This is a genomic window from Lysobacter panacisoli, from assembly GCF_009765165.1.
In the GTDB taxonomy this organism is placed as follows: Bacteria; Pseudomonadota; Gammaproteobacteria; order Xanthomonadales; family Xanthomonadaceae; genus Lysobacter_J; species Lysobacter_J panacisoli.
Window position 1 is genome coordinate 3148760 of record NZ_VLNU01000001.1, and the last position, 18717, is coordinate 3167476.

Genomic DNA, 18717 nt, shown 5'->3' on the forward strand with positions numbered 1-18717 from the left:
CTCCCGCAAGGGGAGAGGGGCGTATCGCAAGGGGAGAGGCAACCGCCGCCTCTGTTAGAATCACCGGTTCCTTTGATCGCATCGAACCGGACATGATCGAGCTCAATCCCGTCCGCCAGCGCATCGCCGACCTGAAGGGTCGGCTGGATGCGCTGAGGGGGTACCTTTGACTACGACAGCAAAGTCGAACGTCTCGAAGAAGTAAACCGCGAGCTGGAAAGCCCCGACGTCTGGAATGACGCCGAGCGCGCCCAGTCGCTGGGCCGCGAGCGCTCCTCGCTGGAGAAGGTCGTCGGCGGCATCCGCACACTGACCGACGGCCTGATCGGTGCCGACGAACTGCTCGAGCTGGCCGAAATGGAGGACGACGAAGGAACCGCGCTGGCGGTGGTGGACGACGTCGAGCGCCATGCGAAGGACGTCGAGAAGCTCGAGTTCCAGCGCATGTTCTCCGGCAAGATGGATTCGGCCAATGCGTTCGTCGACATCCAGGCCGGCGCCGGCGGCACCGAAGCCCAGGACTGGGCCGAGATCCTGCTGCGCATGTACCTGCGCTGGGCCGAATCGCGCGGCTGGAAGGCCGAGCTGATGGAAGTCAGCGGCGGCGATGTGGCGGGCATCAAGTCGGCGACGTTCCGGGTCGAGGGCGATTTCGCCTACGGCTGGCTCAAGACCGAGACCGGCGTGCACCGTCTGGTGCGCAAGTCGCCGTTCGACTCCGACAACCGCCGCCACACCAGCTTCACCTCGGTGTTCGTCTCGCCGGAAGTCGACGACAAGATCGACATCGAGATCAATCCGGCCGACCTGAAGACCGACGTCTACCGCTCCTCCGGCGCGGGCGGCCAGCACGTCAACAAGACCGAATCGGCGGTGCGCATCACCCACGTGCCCAGCGGGATTGTGGTGGCGTGCCAGACCGAACGCAGCCAGCACGCCAACCGCGACCGCGCGATGAAGATGCTCGCGGCCAAGCTGTACGAGCTGGAGATCCAGAAGCGCAACGCCGAGCGCGACGCGGTCGAGGCGACCAAGTCCGACATCGGCTGGGGCAGCCAGATCCGCAACTACGTGCTGGACCAGAGCCGCATCAAGGACCTGCGCACCGGCATCGAACGCAGCGACACGCAGAAGGTGCTCGACGGCGACCTGGACGAATTCGTCGAGGCCAGCCTGAAGTCGGGCCTGGAAGTCGGCTCCAAGCGCGCCGACGCCGTCTGATCCCGACCGCCATGCCCGCGAACGCGGGCATCCGGCGACTTTGCATTTGAGCGCAAGAGCCCAGACACTGGATCCCCGCTTCGGCGGGGACGATGGCCCGGGCCACGTGATTCATCGAACCATTCCTTCCTGATTTCCCGACCCATGACCGAACAATCGCCCGCCCCGCAGACGCACACCGACGAGAACTTCCTGATCGCCGAGCGTCGCGCCAAACTCACGGCGCTGCGCGGGCAGGGCATCGCGTTCCCCAACGACTTCCGTCGCGCCGACTACGCCGGCGACCTGCAGGCGCAGTACGCCGATGCGGAGCAGTGGACCGCCGAGGCGCTGGAAGCCGCGCCGCACCGCGTCGCCCTCGGTGGCCGCGTGCTGCTCAAGCGCGACATGGGCAAGGCCGGCTTCGCGCAGGTGCAGGACGAGTCCGGCCGCCTCCAGCTGTGGCTGAAGAAGGACCTGCTGGGCGACGCGTACGAGGTGTTCAAGGAACTCGACCTGGGCGACATCGTCGCCGTCGAGGGCGAGCTCACCCGCACCCGCACCGGCGAACTGTCGGTCAAGGCGACCTCGCTGCGCCTGCTGACCAAGGCGTTGCGTCCGCTGCCGGACAAGTTCCACGGCATGGCCGACGTCGAGCAGCGTTATCGCCAGCGCTACGTCGACCTGATCGTGACGCCGGAATCGCGCGAGGTGTTCGTCAAGCGGTCCCGGATCATCCGCGCGATGCGTGCCTGGCTGGATGCGCGGCGTTTTCTCGAAGTCGAGACGCCGATGATGCATTACATCCCCGGCGGCGCCGCGGCCAAGCCGTTCGTCACGCACCACAACGCGCTGGACCTGCAGCTGTACCTGCGCGTGGCGCCGGAGCTCTATCTCAAGCGCCTGGTCGTCGGTGGCCTGGAGCGCGTGTACGAGATCAACCGCAACTTCCGCAACGAGGGCGTGTCCACGCGCCACAACCCGGAATTCACCATGCTCGAGCTGTACGAGGCCTACGCCACGTACACCGAGATCATGGACCTGACCGAAGGCGTGATCCGCGACGTCGCCAGCAGCGTGCTGGGCACCACGAAGGTGCACTGGGAAGGCCAGGACATCGACCTGGGCCCGGCGTTCCGCCGCTGGTCGATGACCGACGCGGTGCTCGAGCACAACCCGGAGATCCGTCGCGAGGATCTGCGCGACGTCGAGAAGATGCGCGCCCACTGCACGCGCCTGGGCATCCCGGTCAAGGCCGGCAACGGCTGGGGCAAGATGCTGCTGGACGTCTTCGAGAAGACCGTCGAGCACACCCTTGTGCAGCCGACTTTCATCATCGATCACCCGGTCGAAGTCAGCCCGCTGGCCCGCGCCAACGACCTCGATCCGGAACTGACCGACCGCTTCGAGCTGTTCGTCAACGGCAAGGAGATGGCCAACGGCTTCTCCGAGCTGAACGACCCCGAGGACCAGGCCGAGCGCTTCCGCGCGCAGGTCGCGGCAAAGGAGGGCGGCGACGACGAGGCCATGCACTTCGACGCGGACTACATCCGCGCCCTGGAAGTCGGCCTGCCGCCCACCGGCGGCCTGGGCATCGGCATCGACCGCCTGGTGATGCTGCTGACCGGCTCGGCCTCGATCCGCGACGTCCTGCTGTTCCCGTACATGCGGCCGGAGGCCGGCTGAACGGCATCCCCGCCCGCCATACGAAAGACAGGCTGCGGGCGCGGTCGCCGCGGGGTATTCTCGTCGCCAAGGCCACCACAGGGGGTGGCGGCTTCAGTGGGTTCGAGATGTGAACGTCGTCATCGTCGATGACCAAACCTCAGCGCGCACGATGCTGCGCCACATCATCGAGGACATATCGTCCGAGCTGCACGTGTCGGACTTCGGCGATCCCGAAGCCGCGCTGGGCTGGTGCGAGAGCAACCAGCCCGATCTGCTGCTGCTCGACTACCGCATGCCGCAGCTGGATGGGCTCGAATTCGCGCGCCGTTTCCGCCGGCTGCCGCTGCATCGCGACATCCCGATCATCCTGGTGACCGTGGTCGGCGACGAACCGGTCCGGCAGGCAGCGCTGGAAGCGGGCGTGATCGACTTCCTGGTCAAGCCGGTACGCCCGCGCGAACTGCGCGCACGTTGCCGCAACCTGCTGCAACTGCGCCAGCAGTCCGAAAACGTGAAGCAGCGAGCGCTGTCGCTCGAACAGCGCCTGCTATCGAGCATGCACGAGGTCGAGGAACGCGAGCGCGAGACGCTGTCGCGACTGGCCCGCGCCATCGAATACCGCGACGCCGGCACCAGCGCGTTCCTCGAACGCATGGCGCACGTGGCCGGCCTGATCGCCGAACAGTTGGGCATGTTCGAGGACGAAGTGCGCGTCATCGAGATGGCCGCGCCGCTGCACGACATCGGCAAGATCGCCATTCCCGACGCGGTGCTGATGAAGACCGGCCCGCTCTCGGAAGACGAGACCGCGGTTATGCGCCGGCATCCGCGCATCGGCTACGAACTGCTCAGCGGCAGCCAGAACCGGTTCATCCAGGCCGGCGCGATGATCGCGCTGCGTCATCACGAGCGCTACGACGGCAGCGGTTATCCTGATGGCCTCCGCGGCGAGGAAATCCCGTTGGAAGCGAGGATAGTGGCGGTTGCCGATGTGTTCGACGCACTGATCTCGCCGCGTCCTTACAAGAAGGCCTGGGACGTGGATGCGGCGCTGGGTTACCTGTATGCGCAACGCGGTCGTCTGTTCGACCCGCGTTGCGTGGACGCGTTGATCCGCAGCCGCGAGCGCCTGGAAGACATCTGCAACCGATTCTCGACGGTGTCGGCGCGTCCCGGCCTGGAGTGAGCGGATGATCGAGGCCCTGGGCCACCTGAAGAAAGTGCTCGCGCGACGCTCGGACAGCGAGCACGGGCAGGCTTTCGTGCGCCTGGCAGTGCTCTCGGTCGTGCTGGTCTACATGCTCGTGCGTGGCTCCTCGGGCGCATTGCCGTCGCACGAATACACCAACGTGCTGCGCATGGTCGAGACCGGCTTCATCGTCGGTGCGGGCCTGATCGCGTGGATCCTGTGGCGTCCGGGCAAGTCGCACGCGCGGCGCATCATCGGGATGATCTCCGACTACGGCCTGATGGCCGCGGCGATGATCCACATCGGCGAACCGCTGGCGTGGGTGTACGTGATCCTGATGTGGGTCACCATCGGCAACGGTTTGCGCTACGGCAACGGCTACCTGTATGGCGCGGTCGCGATGGCGTTCGCCAGTTTCGGCTCGGTGGTGCTGTCGAACGACTACTGGCGCGGCAACCCCGTGCTCGGCTTCGGCCTGCTGCTGGGCCTGGTGGCGATCCCGCTGTACCTGTCGGGCCTGCTGCGCGCGCTCACCACCGCGACCGACGAAGCGCGTCGCGCGAACGAGGCCAAGAGCCGTTTCCTGGCCAACATGAGCCATGAGTTCCGCACGCCGCTCAACGGCCTGGCCGGCATGTCCGAACTGCTGGCGACCACGCGACTGGACGCCGAGCAGCGCGAGTGCCTGAGCACGATCCAGGCGTCCACGCGCAGCCTGCTGGCGCTGGTGGAGGACGTGCTCGACATCTCGGCGATCGAAGCGGGCAAGCTCAAGCTCGACCATGCCGACTTCACCCTGCGTGAGCTGATCGACAGCATCGGCCTGATCCTGCAGCCGCAGGCGCGCGCCAAGCGCCTGCAGTACGAAGTGGTAATCGCGCCGGACGTGCCCGACGCGGTGCGCGGCGACGTGGTGCATCTGCGCCAGATCCTGATCAACCTCGCCGGCAACGCGGTCAAGTTCACCGATGAAGGTTCGGTGCGCGTGGACGTGGCGGTGGTGGGGCAGGAGGGCTCGCAGGTGCGGCTGCGGTTCACCGTGACCGACACCGGCATCGGCGTGCCGGTGGCGATGCGCCAGCGTCTGTTCGAAGCGTTCGAGCAGGCCGACGTGAGTCTGGCCCGCCGCTACGGCGGTACCGGCCTGGGTACGACGATCGCCAAGGGCCTGGCCGAAGCGATGGGCGGCAGCATCGGCTTCGAGAGTGCCGAACCGCGCGGCAGCCGCTTCTGGGTCGAACTGCCATTCGAGCGTTCGCGCGAAGTGGGCGAGATCCCGTCCCAGCCTTCGCGGCCCGGTGCCGAGCCGGAAAACCCCGCCAACGTCATCGCCTTCAGCGATCCGTTCCTGCGCCATCGCGCTCGCGTGCGCAGCCTGTCGATCCTCGTCGCCGACGACCACATCGCCAATCGCATGGTGCTGCAGCGCCTGCTGCAGAAGGCGGGGCATCGCGTGATCTGCGTGGAAGGCGGTGAGGAAGTGCTCGACGCGCTGGCCGCATCCGACTACGACGCGGTGATCACCGACCTGCACATGCCCGGCGTCAGTGGACTGGACCTGCTGCGCCAGCTGCGCGTGATGGAAGCCGGCAGTGGCCGCCGTACGCCCGTTCTGATCCTGAGCGCCGACGTCACCACCGAATCGATCCGCGCCTGCGAACAGGCCGGCGCCCGCGCGTTCCTGTCCAAGCCGGTCTCTACGACGCGGCTGCTCGACACGCTGGCCGACATCGCCGCCAACAATCGCATCGCGACTACCGTGGTCGCACCGGTGCGGGCGGACACGGCGAACACCGACAGCCATTTCGACAGTTCCGTGCTGGACGAACTGAGCGCGCTCGGCATGGGCGCGAACTTCGAGCGCGAGTTCATCGCGCAGTGTCTGGTCGATGCCGACAAGTGCCTGCAGCAGATCGAGCTCAACGCGCAGCGCGCCGACTGGGAACGCACGCGCGACCAGGCCCACGCACTCAAGGGCGTCGCCAGCAACCTGGGGCTGATCAAGCTCGCGGCGACCAGCGGCGAGCTGATGCGGTTGCCCGACTGGCAACTGGCGCGCGACGCGACCACGCTCGTGGCCGGACTGCGCGAACGGCTGGCCCAGGGGAGGGCGGCGCTCGACGCTCGCGAGCAGCGACGCGGCACGCGCGGCGAAGGCGAGCGCTCCCCCTGATGTCCCCTGTGTCCCCCTGAGGTTCCGTCCTCCCGGTCAGGCGGCCGCTTCGGCTCCCGAACGACGCTCCTGCGCACGCACGATGCGCTCCATCGTCTTCAGCGCCTTCTCGCCCAAGGCCAGCGCGGTATCGACCCACACTTCGGTGATGCCCATCAGTTCGTCGTAGCCGACCGGCTGGCCGATCCCGCGCACGGCGTTCATCGCCAGGTGGGCGTGCGGCGCGCGTTGCTGGCGGCGGATCACGTCGTTGACCGCGGCTTCGCCTTCGCCCTTGGGCACGAGCACATCGACCACGCCCATGCGATGCCATTCCTGGCTCGGCAGGATCGTGCCTTCCAGGATCAGGCGCTCGGCCAGCTGCGGCGACACGCGCTTGCAGAGGAACGAGTACGCACCCATGCCCGGGAACAGGCCGAACAGCACTTCCGGCAGGCCCATCTGCGCGTCTTCTTCCGCGACGATGGTGTGGCACGACAGGGCGAGCTCCAGGCCGCCACCGAGCGCATCGCCCTGGACCAGCGCGATGGTGCGCACGTCGCCGCCCAGACCGCTGTGGAAGTGGTGCACGCCGTCGACGCAGCGGCGCGCGTAGGACAGCAGATGCTCGCGGTCGTTGGCGCGGATCAGTTGCGAGAACAGTTGCAGGTCGCCGCCGAGGTTGAACGCGGCCGGCGCGGACGACGCCAGCACGACATGGCGCAGGCGGCCGCTCTGGCGCTGGTTCTCGCGCAGCGTGATCGAGTTGAGGAAGCTCCACATGTCGTCCATGAGCTCCGTGCGGAAACACGGACGTGCGCCGGTGACATGGTCGTTATGCATGTACATCCAGTGGGTGTCGCCCGCGGGGTCGGATTCGACGCGCAGGGTCGGGTAGGCGCGCGTGCGGTGAAGCTTCTCGATCATGCTCATGTTGCGGTCCTCGGCACTTGCCGCCCGCAGGCAGGGAGTGGGCAGCGAGCGGCGGGAAGGGTGCCCACGCGGACGATGCTACACCCCGCGCTTCCCACTGAAAGACAAAGCCCCTCCGGCGAGGGAGGGGCTTCGTGGGACTCTCCGACGGACGGAGGGCGACGTCAGTGCGAGGCGGGTGCGTCGCGCAGTTCGCGGCGCAGGATCTTGCCGACGTTGGTCTTGGGCAGCTCGGTGCGGAACTCGACGTACCTGGGGTGCTTGTAGCCGGTCAGGTTCTCGCGCGCGTGCGCCTTGACCTGCTCGGCGGTCAGTGTCGGATCCTTCTTGACGATGACGACCTTGACCGCTTCGCCGGACTTCTCGTCGGGCACGCCGACCGCCGCCACTTCCAGAACGCCCGGCATCATCGCGATGACGTCCTCGACCTCGTTCGGGTACACGTTGAAGCCCGAGACCAGGATCATGTCCTTCTTGCGGTCGACGATGAAGAAGAAGCCCTTCTCGTCCATGCGCGCCATGTCGCCGGTGTGCAGCCAGCCGTCGGCGTCGATCGCCAGCGCGGTTTCCTCTGGACGGTTCCAGTAGCCCTTCATGACCTGCGGGCCCTTGATGCACAGCTCGCCGACTTCGCCCAGCGGCAGGATATTGCCGTTCTCGTCCTTGACGCAGGCGTCGGTGGACGGGACGGGCAGGCCGATCGAGCCGTTGTAGTCGGCCAGGTCCATCGGGTTGATGCACGCCGCCGGCGCCGATTCGGTCAGGCCGTAGGCTTCGACCAGGGTCACGCCGGTGACCTGCTTCCAGCGCTCGGCGACCGCGCGCTGCACGGCCATGCCGCCGCCCAGGGTCAGGTGCAGGCTGGAGAAGTCCAGCTCGCTGAAGCCCGGCGTGTTGAGCAGGCCGTTGAACAGCGTGTTGACGCCGGTGATGGCGGTGAAGCGCACGCTCTTGAGCTCCTTGACGAAGCCCTTCATGTCGCGCGGGTTGGTGATCATGTAGTTCAGTCCGCCGAACTTCATGAAGACCAGGCCGTTCGCCGTCAGCGCGAAGATGTGGTACAGCGGCAGCGCGGTGATGATCGTTTCCTCACCGAGCTTCACGTTCGTGCCCACCCATGCCGCGGCCTGCTGCATGTTGGCGACCATGTTGCGGTGCGTGAGCATCGCGCCCTTGGCCACGCCGGTGGTGCCGCCGGTGTACTGCAGGAACGCGATGTCCTGCGGCGAGATCTCCACTTCCGGCAACGGATGGCGCTGGCCCAGCGCGAGCGCGTCGCGGAAACGGATCGCGCCCGGCAGGTCGTAGTCCGGCACCATCTTCTTGATGTACTTCAGGACGAAGTTGACCACCGAGCCCTTCGGGAAGCCGAGCATGTCGCCCAGTCCCGTGGTGATCACCTGCTTGACCTGCGTGTCGGCGAGCACTTCCTGCACGGTGTGGGCGAAGTTGTCGAGCACCAGGATGGCGCTCGCGCCCGAATCGGTGAGCTGATGGCGCAGCTCGCGCGCGGTGTACATCGGGTTGGTGTTCACCACCGTCAGACCGGCGCGCAGGATGCCGAAGGTGGCGATCGGGTACTGCAGGCAGTTGGGCATCATGATCGCGACGCGATCGCCCTTCTTGAGCTTCAGCTCGCCCAGCAGGTAGGCCGCGAACTGCGCGCTGAGCTCATCGATCTGCGCATAGGTGAGGGTCCGGCCCAGGTTCGCGAATGCGGGACGGTCGCGGTACTTGTCGATCGCGCTTTCCAGCACGGCGACGACGGACGGAAACTCGTCCACATCGATCTGCGCCGGGACCCGTTGCGGATACTGGGCCAGCCACGGACGTTCGAAACTCATCGCGATCCCCTCTCCAATCGCTGTAGAAACCGCCGGTGCGATGTCGAATGCTCTACCGTACGGTGCGTCTTTCGATTGGAGCACAGCCTCCTGAAAGCTGGCAAGGCGAATCGGCGCGCGGCGCCCGTCGCGGCAGGCGCCGTGGCAGGATGTGCGGCCGACCGGCGATGCAGGGGAGCCTCGATGTACCGGACCGTTGTGCGCTGCGGCGCGATGATTCTGCTGGGCGTGGCCCTGTTCGGCTGCGCCCGTACGCCCCCTGAGCAGCGCCTGCGCGAAACGGTCGGGCAGCTGCACGATGCGATCGAACGCCGCGATGCCGCCGGATTGCGCGAGGTCCTGGCCGAGGACTTCGTCGGGCCGGGCTCGCTCGACCGCGATGGCGCGCGGCGGATGGCGCAGCTCACCTTCCTGCGCCACCGCGAGGTCGGCGCGAGCCTGGGTCCGGTGTCGGTCGAAATGACCCCGGGCCACGCGACGGCGCGCTTCAGCGTCGCGTTGACCGGCAGCTCCGGCGCGGTGCTTCCCGATGCCGCGCGGCTGTACGAGGTGGAAACCGGCTGGCGCGAGGAGGACGGCGAATGGCGCCTGACCAGCGCGGAGTGGGAAGCGAAGCTGTAGCGGGTGGTTCCGGGTCAGTGCACTGGAAGCGTGTTTGTGCGTCCCGACCCTCCCCCCAACCCCTCTCCCGGTGGGAGAGGGGCTAAATGCGTGAGGGCGGGCTTCCGTCGTTCCGTGCTCCTTACGCCGCCTTCTTCGCCGCAAGCTGGCGCAGCACGTAGTGCAGGATGCCGCCGTGACGGAAGTACTCCACTTCCTTCGGCGTCAGCAGCATCACCTTGACCTCGAACGACACCGTGCTGCCGTCCTTGCGATGCGCCGTGACCGTGGCGCGCTTGGACTCGCCGTCGCGCAGCCCGGTCACGTCGAAGGTCTCCGAGCCGTCGAGTCCCAGCGTCTGCGCGTTCTCGCCGTCGTTGAACAGCAGTGGCAGCACGCCCATGCCCACCAGGTTGGAGCGGTGGATGCGCTCGAAACTCTCGGCGATCACGGCCTTCACGCCCAGCAGGTTGGTGCCCTTGGCCGCCCAGTCGCGCGAGGAACCGGTTCCGTATTCCTTGCCGGCCAGCACCACCAGCGGCACGCCGTCGGCCTTGTACTTCATCGCCGCGTCGTAGATCGACAGCTTCTCCGGTGCCGTGTCGGCCTTGAAATACAGCGTGTTGCCGCCTTCCTCGCCGCCGAACATCAGGTTCTTGATGCGGATGTTGGCGAAGGTGCCGCGCACCATCACGTCGTCGTTGCCGCGACGGCTGCCGTAGCTGTTGAAGTCCGCCGGCTGCACGCCGCGCTCGATCAGGAAGCGTCCCGCCGGCGAGTCCTTCTTGATGTTGCCGGCCGGCGAGATGTGATCGGTGGTGATCGAATCGCCGAACAGACCCAGCACGCGCGCGCCGTGGATGTCGTCGATGGTGCCGACCGACATGCTCATGCCGTCGAAGTAGGGCGGGTTCTTGATGTAGGTCGACGACGATTCCCACGCGAACGACTCGCCTTCCGGCGAGGCGATTGTGTTCCAGCGCGTGTCGCCCTTGAACACGTCCGCGTAGTTCTGCGCGAACAGCTCCGGACCCACCGTCGCGGAGATGACGTCGCCGATCTCCTTGTTGCTCGGCCAGATGTCGCGCAGGAACACGTCCTTGCCGTCGGTCGACTGCCCCAGCGGATCGCGGCTGAGGTCGATGTCGACCGTGCCGGCGATCGCGTAGGCGACGACCAGCGGCGGCGAGGCGAGGTAGTTCATCTTCACTTCGGGATGCACGCGACCTTCGAAGTTGCGGTTGCCCGACAGCACCGAAGCGACGACGAGGTCGCCGGTGGCGATCCCGGCGCTGACTTCGGTCGGCAGCGGACCGGAGTTGCCGATGCAGGTCGTGCAGCCGTAGCCGACGACGAAGAAGCCGAGCTGCTCCAGGTCGGCGAGCACGCCGGCCTTGCGCAGGTAGTCGGTGACCACCAGCGAGCCCGGGCCGAGCGAAGTCTTCACCCACGGCTTGGCCTTCAGGCCGAGCCTGGCCGCATTGCGCGCGAGCAGTCCGGCGCCGAGCATCACCGCCGGGTTCGATGTGTTGGTGCAGGAGGTGATCGCGGCGATCACCACCGCGCCGTCTTTCAGGCGCACGTTCTGCTGGTTGATCGAGATGTCGGCGATGCCCTTGTGCAGCGACTCGTTGCCGACCGCTGCGCCGCCGCCTTCGGCGACGAAGGCGGACACGTCCGGCGAGCGCTTGTCGCGGTTGACCGTGAGCGGGCCGAGGTTGTCGCGGTAGTTCTGCTTCACGTCGACCAGCAGCACGCGGTCCTGCGGGCGCTTGGGGCCGGCGAGCGAGGGCTTCACGTCGCCCAGGTCCAGCTCCAGCGTGGTGGAGTAGCTTGCTTCCGGCGCGCCCGGTTCGTGCCACAGGCCCTGTGCCTTGGCGTAGGCCTCGACCAGCGCGATCTGCGACGCGCTGCGGCCGGACAGGCGCAGGTAGTTCAACGACTCTGCGTCGATCGGGAAGATGCCGCAGGTCGCGCCGTATTCCGGCGCCATGTTGGCGATGGTGGCGCGGTCGGCCAACGGCAGGTGTTGCAGGCCGTCGCCGAAGAACTCGACGAACTTCCCGACCACGCCGAGCTTGCGCAGCATCTGGGTGACGGTGAGCACCAGGTCGGTAGCGGTGGTGCCTTCGGGCAGCTGGCCGAGGAGCTTGAAGCCCACCACCTGCGGAATCAGCATCGACGACGGCTGGCCGAGCATCGCCGCTTCGGCTTCGATGCCGCCGACGCCCCAGCCGAGCACGCCGATGCCGTTGATCATTGTGGTGTGGCTGTCGGTGCCGAACACGGTGTCGGGGAAGGCGAGCGATTCGCCGTCGACGTCACGCTCGACCACCACGCGCGCCAGGTTCTCCAGGTTCACCTGGTGGACGATGCCGGTGTTGGGCGGCACGACCTTGAAATTGTCGAACGCCTTCTGGCCCCAGCGCAGGAAGCTGTAGCGTTCCATGTTGCGCTCGAATTCGATCTTGCCGTTGAGGTCCAGCGCATCCGCGCGACCGAACACGTCGACCTGCACCGAGTGGTCGATCACCAGCTCGGAAGGAATCAGCGGATTGATCTGCTTCGGACTGCCGCCCAGGCGACTGACCGCATCGCGCATCGCTGCAAGGTCGACCACGCAGGGCACGCCGGTGAAGTCCTGCAGGACCACGCGCGCGGGCATGAAGGCGATCTCGGTGTCGGGCTCGGCCTTGGCGTCCCACTTGGCGACGGCCTCGATGTGTTCCTTGCCGACCGTCACGCCGCCGTCCTCATGGCGCAACAGGTTCTCCAGCAGGATCTTCATCGAATACGGGAGCTTGCCGATATCGAAGCGCTCGCCCAGCGCCGGCAGACTGAAATAGGTGAGCGAACGGCCGTCCACGGAAAGCTGGCGGCGGGTGGAGAAGGAGTCTTGGGACATGGGGGAAGCTCCTGGCGGTCCTTGGCTGAATGGAGGGTCTGGCTGGGAGACTGATCGATTATCCGCCCGTTTTGTTAAGACGCCGACCGGGCCGACCGATACACCCTGAGTACGGCAAAGAATGCGGGCTTGCGGAATTATGCTCGATTGAGTATGGCGGCGCAGGTATGTATAATTCGTGCATACCAAAGCGGAGGACCGCCGTGGAAGCCACCGTTGCCGAACGAGGCCAGATCACCCTCCCCAAGGCCGTGCGCGATGCGCTGGGCCTGACCAAGGGCACCACGTTGAAGGTCGAGCTGGACGGCGGCCGCATCATCCTGCGCAAGGACGTCAGTGAGGCGCTGCGCAAGGTGCGTGGCAAGTTCAAGCTTGTCGACGGCCTGGAAACCACCGACGAGGCCATGCGCGCCACGCGCGGACGCGCCCCGGGTGACGAATCATGATGCGCATCCCGCGCAGGAACCCGCACATCCATGTGCGGACTCTTCACCCATGATCGCCCTCGATTCCTCCGTCCTCCTCGACGTCCTCGTCGGCGACCCGCGCTATGCGGAAGCGTCGGAGACGTGCATCGGCGATGCACTGGCGCGCGAGGACGTGGTCGTGTGCGAAGCGGTCGTCGCCGAAGTGCAGTCGATGCTCGACACTTCCGTCAACCTGATGGAGACCCTCGCCACGCTCGGCATCCGCTACCAGCCCACGCTGGAAGCCGCCGCGATGCGCGCCGGGCACATGAACAAACGTTTCCGTTCGCGCGGAGGCCGGCGCGAGCGCGTCGTCGCCGATTTCCTGATCGGCGCCCACGCACTGCTGCAGTGCGATGGCCTGATCACCCGCGATGACGCCTTTTTCCGCGATTACTTCAAGGGCCTCAAGCTCATCGTCCCGAAAGCGACGTGAGCGACGGCGTCTTGATATCTGTCAGCAGTTCACTGGAGAGAACCATGTTGGAAGCCTACCGCCACCACGTTGCCGAGCGCGCCGCGCTGGGTATCCCGCCGCTGCCGCTGACCGCGCAGCAGACCGCCGAGGTCATCGAACTGTTGAAGAACCCGCCGGCGGGCGAGGAAGGCTTCCTGCTCGACCTGATCACCAACCGCGTGCCGGCCGGCGTCGACGACGCCGCCAAGGTCAAGGCTTCGTACCTGGCCGCGATCGCCTTCGGCACCGAGAAGAACACGCTGATCAGCCGTGAGCGCGCGACCGAACTGCTGGGCACGATGCTCGGCGGCTACAACATCCATCCGCTGGTCGAGCTGCTCGACGACGCGCAGGTCGGCACCGTCGCCGCCACCGCGCTCAAGCACACGCTGCTGATGTTCGACGCCTTCCACGACGTGCAGGAAAAGGCCGAGAAGGGCAACGCCAACGCCAAGTCCGTGCTGCAGAGCTGGGCCGACGCGGAGTGGTTCACCAGCCGTCCGGAAGTGCCGCAGTCGATGACCATCACCGTGTTCAAGGTAACCGGCGAGACCAACACCGACGACCTGTCGCCGGCGCCCGACGCGACCACGCGTCCGGACATCCCGCTGCACGCGCTGGCAATGCTGAAGAACAAGCGCGACGGCATCGAGCCGGAAGAAGACGGCAAGCGCGGCCCGGTCGCCTTCATCGAATCGCTCAAGGCCAAGGGCCACCTGGTCGCCTATGTCGGCGACGTGGTCGGCACGGGTTCCTCGCGCAAGTCCGCCACCAACTCGGTGCTGTGGTTCACCGGCGAGGACATCCCGTTCATCCCGAACAAGCGCTTCGGTGGCGTGTGCCTGGGCAGCAAGATCGCTCCGATCTTCTACAACACGATGGAAGACGCCGGCGCACTGCCGATCGAACTCGACGTGTCGCAGATGGACATGGGCGACGTGGTCGAGCTGCGCCCGTACGAAGGCAAGGCGCTGAAGAACGGTGAAGTGATCGCCGAGTTCGCGCTGAAGTCCGACGTGCTGCTGGACGAAGTCCGCGCCGGCGGCCGCATCCCGCTGATCGTCGGTCGCGGCCTGACCGCCAAGGCGCGCGAAGCGCTGGGCCTGGCGCCGTCGACGCTGTTCCGCCTGCCGCAGAACCCGGTCGATACCGGCAAGGGCTACTCGCTGGCGCAGAAGATGGTCGGCCGCGCCTGTGGCCTGGCCGAAGGCAAGGGCATCCGCCCGGGCACCTACTGCGAACCGAAGATGACCTCGGTGGGTTCCCAGGACACCACCGGCCCGATGACCCGCGACGAGCTGAAGGACCTGGCCTGCCTGGGCTTCTCCGCCGACCTGGTCATGCAGTCGTTCTGCCACACCGCCGCCTACCCGAAGCCCGTGGACGTGAAGACGCACCACGAGCTGCCGGCGTTCATCAGCAACCGTGGCGGCATCGCGCTGCGCCCGGGCGACGGCGTGATCCACAGCTGGCTCAACCGCATGCTGTTGCCCGACACCGTCGGCACCGGCGGCGACTCGCACACGCGCTTCCCGGTGGGCATCTCGTTCCCGGCCGGCTCGGGTCTGGTCGCGTTCGCCGCGGCCACCGGCGTGATGCCGCTGGACATGCCGGAATCGGTGCTGGTGCGCTTCAAGGGTGAGATGCAGCCGGGCGTGACGCTGCGCGACCTGGTCAACGCGATCCCGCTGGCCGCGATCAAGCAGGGCCTGATGACCGTCGCCAAGCAGGGCAAGAAGAACATCTTCTCCGGTCGCATCCTCGAGATCGAAGGCCTGCCGCACCTGAAGGTAGAGCAGGCGTTCGAACTGTCCGACGCCTCGGCCGAGCGCTCCGCTGCCGGCTGCACGGTGAAGCTCGACAAGGCGCCGATCATCGAATACCTCACCAGCAACATCACGCTGCTGAAGTGGATGATCGCCGAGGGCTACGCCGATCCGCGCTCGCTGGCGCGCCGCATCAAGGCGATGGAAGCGTGGCTGGCCAACCCGCAGCTGCTGGAAGGCGATGCCGATGCCGAGTACGCCGCGGTCATCGAGATCGACCTCAACGAGATCGTCGAGCCGATCGTCGCCTGCCCGAACGACCCGGACGACGTGAAGACGCTGTCCGACGTCGCTGGCGCTGCGATCGACGAAGTCTTCATCGGTTCGTGCATGACCAACATCGGCCACTTCCGTGCCGCCGCGAAGCTGCTGGAAGGCAAGCGCGACATCCCGACCCGCCTGTGGGTCGCGCCGCCGACCAAGATGGATGCGTCCGAGCTGACCAAGGAAGGCCACTACGGCACCTTCGGCACGGCCGGCGCGCGCATGGAAATGCCGGGCTGCTCGCTGTGCATGGGTAACCAGGCGCAGGCGCGCGAGGGTGCGACGGTGTTCTCGACCAGCACGCGCAACTTCCCGAACCGCCTGGGCCGCAACACCAACGTGTACCTGGGTTCGGCCGAGCTGGCCGCGATCTGCTCGCGCCTGGGTCGCATCCCGACCCGCGAGGAGTACATGGCCGACATCGGCGTGATCAACGCCAAGGGCGCGGAGATCTACCGCTACATGAACTTCGACCAGATCGAGGATTACCGCCAGGTGGCCGAGACGGTCGACGCCTGATCCAACGGCGGTCGCTGTACGAAAAACCCCGGCTTCGGCCGGGGTTTTTTTGTTTCGCGCCACCGTAACCGCGTCAGGCGCGGATCGAAAGCTGCGGGTTGCGTCGCAACTTCACCATTGCCATCCGTATGTGGCCGTGTCGCCCGATGCAGTGCGTGACAACAGTCAAGGACTTGCGTTCTGTGCCGCTATTACATGTGCGGCACGCAGGGGGACAACATGAAAATGGACAAGCCGGCCCGGTCAGACCGGGTGGAGCAGGCGTTGCGCTGGACGCTCGCGTTGGCGCTGATCGCCGCGGTGTGCTGGGCCTGGGGGCAGGGCAGCGGAATGGGGGCGTTCGGCGGCTGAGCCGTCGGCTCAGCCCAGGTGTTCCCGGACGGCGGCAAGGATGTCGCGGCGACGCAGCAGGAAATCCCACAGGCTGCCGCCGCATTGGCGCCACAGCACCGCCGAACGCACGGCGGCGAGCAGGATCGCGCGCACTTCCGCCACCACCGTGGCCTGTCCGAGGTAATGCGGGTTGCCCTGCACGAGCACGCGCGGACGCAGGTGACTCAGGGTTTCGGCGTACAGCGAACCGAGCGCGGACATCACGTCCGGATGGCTGCTGCCCAGGCGTTCGGCATTGCCGGCCTGCGCGCGGATCCCGGCCTGCACGCGCTGCCCCATCGCCGCGTCGCGCACGAAGCGGCGCTCCAGCTGCATCACCGCCAGCACCAGGCGCGGCAGTTGTTCGTCGCGCTGGCTGGTGCCGAAGTAATCGCGCAGCAGGGTGAGGCCCGGACGCAGCGACTCGATGTCGCCGTACACGGACGTGGGCGAGGGCGCATCGATGCGGAACACCGAATCCATCGCAGTGGTGAGGATGGCCGCGTTGGCCTGGCCGGTGTCGGCGACGCGCCGCACCTGCGCCAGCGCCTGCACGAGGCCGGCGAGGGCGAGGACACGCGTGGACATCGAGGTGTTCTGGGTCATGCAGCCTTTGCCTTGAGTCGTTCTTCCAATGGCGCGTCGGTGGCGGCGATCACCGCGCCGCCCAGGCAGACATCGCCGTCGTACAGCACCAGCGATTGCCCGGGCGTGACCGCGCGCTGTTTGCGTGCGAAATGCACGTCCAGCGTGCCGTCGTCGTTCACGCGTACCTCGCAGGCTTCGTCGGCCTGGCGGTAGCGCGTCTGCGCCGTGCACGCGAAGCGCTGCGCAGGCGGCGCGCCGGCGATCCAGTGCGCGGCCTCCGACTGCAACGCCTGCGACTGCAGCCACGGACTGTCGCTGCCCTGGTCGACGTACAGCACGTTCTGCGCCACGTCCTTGCCGACGACGTACCACGGCGCCGCTTCGAAACCGCGCACGCCGCCGATGTTGAGGCCCTCGCGCTGACCGAGGGTGAAATAGAACACGCCCGGATGTTCGCCGATCGTGCGACCGTCGGGCGTGCGCATCTCGCCCGCGCGAGCCGGCAGATAGCGGCCGAGGAATTCGCGGAAGTCGCGCTCGCCGATGAAGCAGATGCCGGTGGAATCCTTCTTGGCGGCGGTCGGCAGGCGGGCATCGAGTGCCATCTGCCGCACGTCGCGCTTGAGCAGTCCGCCGAGCGGGAACTTCGTCGCCGCCAACTGCGCCTGCCCGAGCTGGTGCAGGAAATAGCTCTGGTCCTTGCTGCGGTCGACCGCGCGCAACAGCAGATGGCGATCGCCGCGCTGCTCGACGCGGGCGTAGTGGCCGGTCGCGATGTACTGCGCGCCCAGTTCGCGCGCGGCGTCGAGGAAGTGCTTGAACTTGATCTCGCGATTGCACAGCACGTCGGGATTCGGCGTGCGGCCGGCGGCGTACTCGGCGAGGAAGTGCTCGAACACGCCCTTCCAGTACTCGCCGGAGAAATCGCGGAAATGGATCGGGATGCCGAGCCGCCCGCTCACCGCGACGGCATCGCGGCGGTCGTCCTCGGCGCGGCAATCGCCGCTGCCGTCGTCGGCCCAGTTCTGCATGAACAAACCGGCGATCGGTTCGCCTTCATCGCGCAGGCGCAGCGCGGCCACGGAGGAATCGACGCCTCCGGACATGCCGACGATGGTGCGCGGTGCCGTGCTCATGCCAGGTGCTGGGTCAGCTCGAGCGGATGACGGCGGCCGGCGAGGAAGTCGGCGGCGACGCGCCAGACCAGCGGGCTGCGATGGCGCGCCTGCGCGGCCTGCAGCTCGCTCGGGCTCATCCACAGCGCGCGCACGATGCCCTCATCGAGCGGGCGCGCGGGATCGTGCGTCACCGGTTCGGCGGCGAAGGCGAAGCGCAGGTAATGGCGGCCGCTGCCTTCCGGGCTGTCCGGCGCCTTCCATTGGTACGCGCCGACGAAGGCGGTCAGGCGCACGTCCCAGCCGGTTTCCTCGCGCGTCTCGCGCAGCGCGGCCTCGATCAGCGATTCGTCCGGTTCCAGATGCCCGGCCGGCTGGTTGAGGACGAGCCGGCCGCCGACCGACTCCTCCACCATCAGCAGGCGGCCGCCATCGGTCACCACCGTGGCGACGGTGACGTCGGGCTGCCAGAACCGGCCTTCGCGGTAACTCATCAGAACTCGTCCTTGCCAGGCATCGGCGCGGCTTGGGAAAGACGAAACATTGTGCCGGCCCGGACCATGAGCGTCCACGGCCGCCGCAGGACGGACCGGAACGGCGAGTGGATTCGCCGCGATC

15 protein-coding genes are annotated in these 18717 nt (G+C 67.1%); 9 read left to right on the plus strand and 6 right to left on the minus strand.

Annotated elements, in window-relative coordinates; translation table 11 throughout:
* Positions 1-92: 92 nt before the first annotated feature.
* The 4 genes from prfB to FOF45_RS14800 all read left to right on the plus strand — a co-directional run bounded on the left by prfB (position 93) and on the right by FOF45_RS14800 (position 6230).
* A protein-coding gene (gene prfB, locus FOF45_RS14785) for a peptide chain release factor 2 (protein ID WP_158986170.1) occupies positions 93-1221 on the plus strand; the annotation gives its coding sequence in 2 pieces (ribosomal slippage) (positions 93-167 and positions 169-1221; 1128 coding nt in all).
* A gap of 144 nt (positions 1222-1365) precedes the next feature.
* Positions 1366-2886, plus strand: coding sequence for a lysine--tRNA ligase (gene lysS / locus FOF45_RS14790; protein WP_158986172.1), 1521 nt, complete (start codon positions 1366-1368; stop codon positions 2884-2886).
* Positions 2887-2995: 109 nt separating this feature from the next.
* Positions 2996-4054 (plus strand): cyclic di-GMP phosphodiesterase response regulator RpfG, encoded by a 1059-nt coding sequence (gene rpfG, locus FOF45_RS14795; RefSeq protein WP_158986174.1) that lies wholly within the window; start codon positions 2996-2998, stop codon positions 4052-4054.
* Positions 4055-4058: 4 nt separating this feature from the next.
* Positions 4059-6230 (plus strand): ATP-binding protein, encoded by a 2172-nt coding sequence (locus tag FOF45_RS14800; protein ID WP_158986176.1) that lies wholly within the window; start codon positions 4059-4061, stop codon positions 6228-6230.
* A 36-nt stretch (positions 6231-6266) separates the two neighbouring features.
* On the opposite strand, the gene FOF45_RS14805 is transcribed toward FOF45_RS14800, so the two are convergent.
* Together FOF45_RS14805 and FOF45_RS14810 are read right to left on the minus strand one after the other, a co-directional pair.
* Positions 6267-7142 (minus strand): crotonase/enoyl-CoA hydratase family protein, encoded by an 876-nt coding sequence (locus FOF45_RS14805; RefSeq protein WP_158986178.1) that lies wholly within the window; start codon positions 7140-7142, stop codon positions 6267-6269.
* Between the two features lie 164 nt (positions 7143-7306).
* Complete coding sequence (locus tag FOF45_RS14810; protein ID WP_158986180.1) at positions 7307-8986, minus strand: long-chain fatty acid--CoA ligase; 1680 nt, start codon at positions 8984-8986, stop codon at positions 7307-7309.
* A gap of 183 nt (positions 8987-9169) precedes the next feature.
* Here FOF45_RS14810 and FOF45_RS14815 point away from each other — a divergent pair, with 183 nt between their 5' ends.
* Positions 9170-9607, plus strand: coding sequence for a nuclear transport factor 2 family protein (locus FOF45_RS14815; RefSeq protein WP_233264152.1), 438 nt, complete (start codon positions 9170-9172; stop codon positions 9605-9607).
* A gap of 121 nt (positions 9608-9728) precedes the next feature.
* On the opposite strand, the gene acnA is transcribed toward FOF45_RS14815, so the two are convergent.
* Entirely contained in the window at positions 9729-12491 is a 2763-nt protein-coding gene (gene acnA / locus FOF45_RS14820) for an aconitate hydratase AcnA (RefSeq protein ID WP_158986182.1), read from the minus strand.
* A 203-nt stretch (positions 12492-12694) separates the two neighbouring features.
* Here acnA and FOF45_RS14825 point away from each other — a divergent pair, with 203 nt between their 5' ends.
* The 4 genes from FOF45_RS14825 to FOF45_RS18450 all read left to right on the plus strand — a co-directional run bounded on the left by FOF45_RS14825 (position 12695) and on the right by FOF45_RS18450 (position 16375).
* A complete protein-coding gene (locus tag FOF45_RS14825) occupies positions 12695-12937 on the plus strand; it encodes an AbrB/MazE/SpoVT family DNA-binding domain-containing protein (protein ID WP_158986184.1) in 243 nt (80 codons plus the stop codon).
* 49 nt (positions 12938-12986) lie between these two features.
* A complete protein-coding gene (locus FOF45_RS14830) occupies positions 12987-13394 on the plus strand; it encodes a PIN domain-containing protein (RefSeq protein WP_158986186.1) in 408 nt (135 codons plus the stop codon).
* Between the two features lie 44 nt (positions 13395-13438).
* The gene (gene acnB, locus FOF45_RS14835) at positions 13439-16024 is read left to right on the plus strand and encodes a bifunctional aconitate hydratase 2/2-methylisocitrate dehydratase (protein ID WP_158986188.1); all 2586 of its coding nucleotides are present in this window, start codon (positions 13439-13441) and stop codon (positions 16022-16024) included.
* Positions 16025-16243: 219 nt separating this feature from the next.
* On the plus strand, positions 16244-16375 hold the full coding sequence (locus FOF45_RS18450) for a hypothetical protein (protein WP_267902656.1): 132 nt from the start codon (positions 16244-16246) through the stop codon (positions 16373-16375).
* A gap of 9 nt (positions 16376-16384) precedes the next feature.
* Here FOF45_RS18450 and hflD read toward each other — a convergent pair whose 3' ends face one another.
* The 3 genes from hflD to FOF45_RS14850 are packed head-to-tail and all read right to left on the minus strand — an operon-like array spanning position 16385 to position 18593.
* Positions 16385-17002, minus strand: coding sequence for a high frequency lysogenization protein HflD (gene hflD / locus FOF45_RS14840; protein WP_425481936.1), 618 nt, complete (start codon positions 17000-17002; stop codon positions 16385-16387).
* Positions 16999-18120: a tRNA 2-thiouridine(34) synthase MnmA gene (gene mnmA / locus FOF45_RS14845; RefSeq protein WP_158986190.1), complete on the minus strand. Its 1122-nt coding sequence runs from the start codon at positions 18118-18120 to the stop codon at positions 16999-17001. The genes hflD and mnmA overlap by 4 nt, the downstream gene beginning before the upstream one ends.
* On the minus strand, positions 18117-18593 hold the full coding sequence (locus FOF45_RS14850) for an NUDIX hydrolase (protein ID WP_158986192.1): 477 nt from the start codon (positions 18591-18593) through the stop codon (positions 18117-18119). The genes mnmA and FOF45_RS14850 overlap by 4 nt, the downstream gene beginning before the upstream one ends.
* Between the last annotated feature and the right edge of the window lie 124 nt (positions 18594-18717).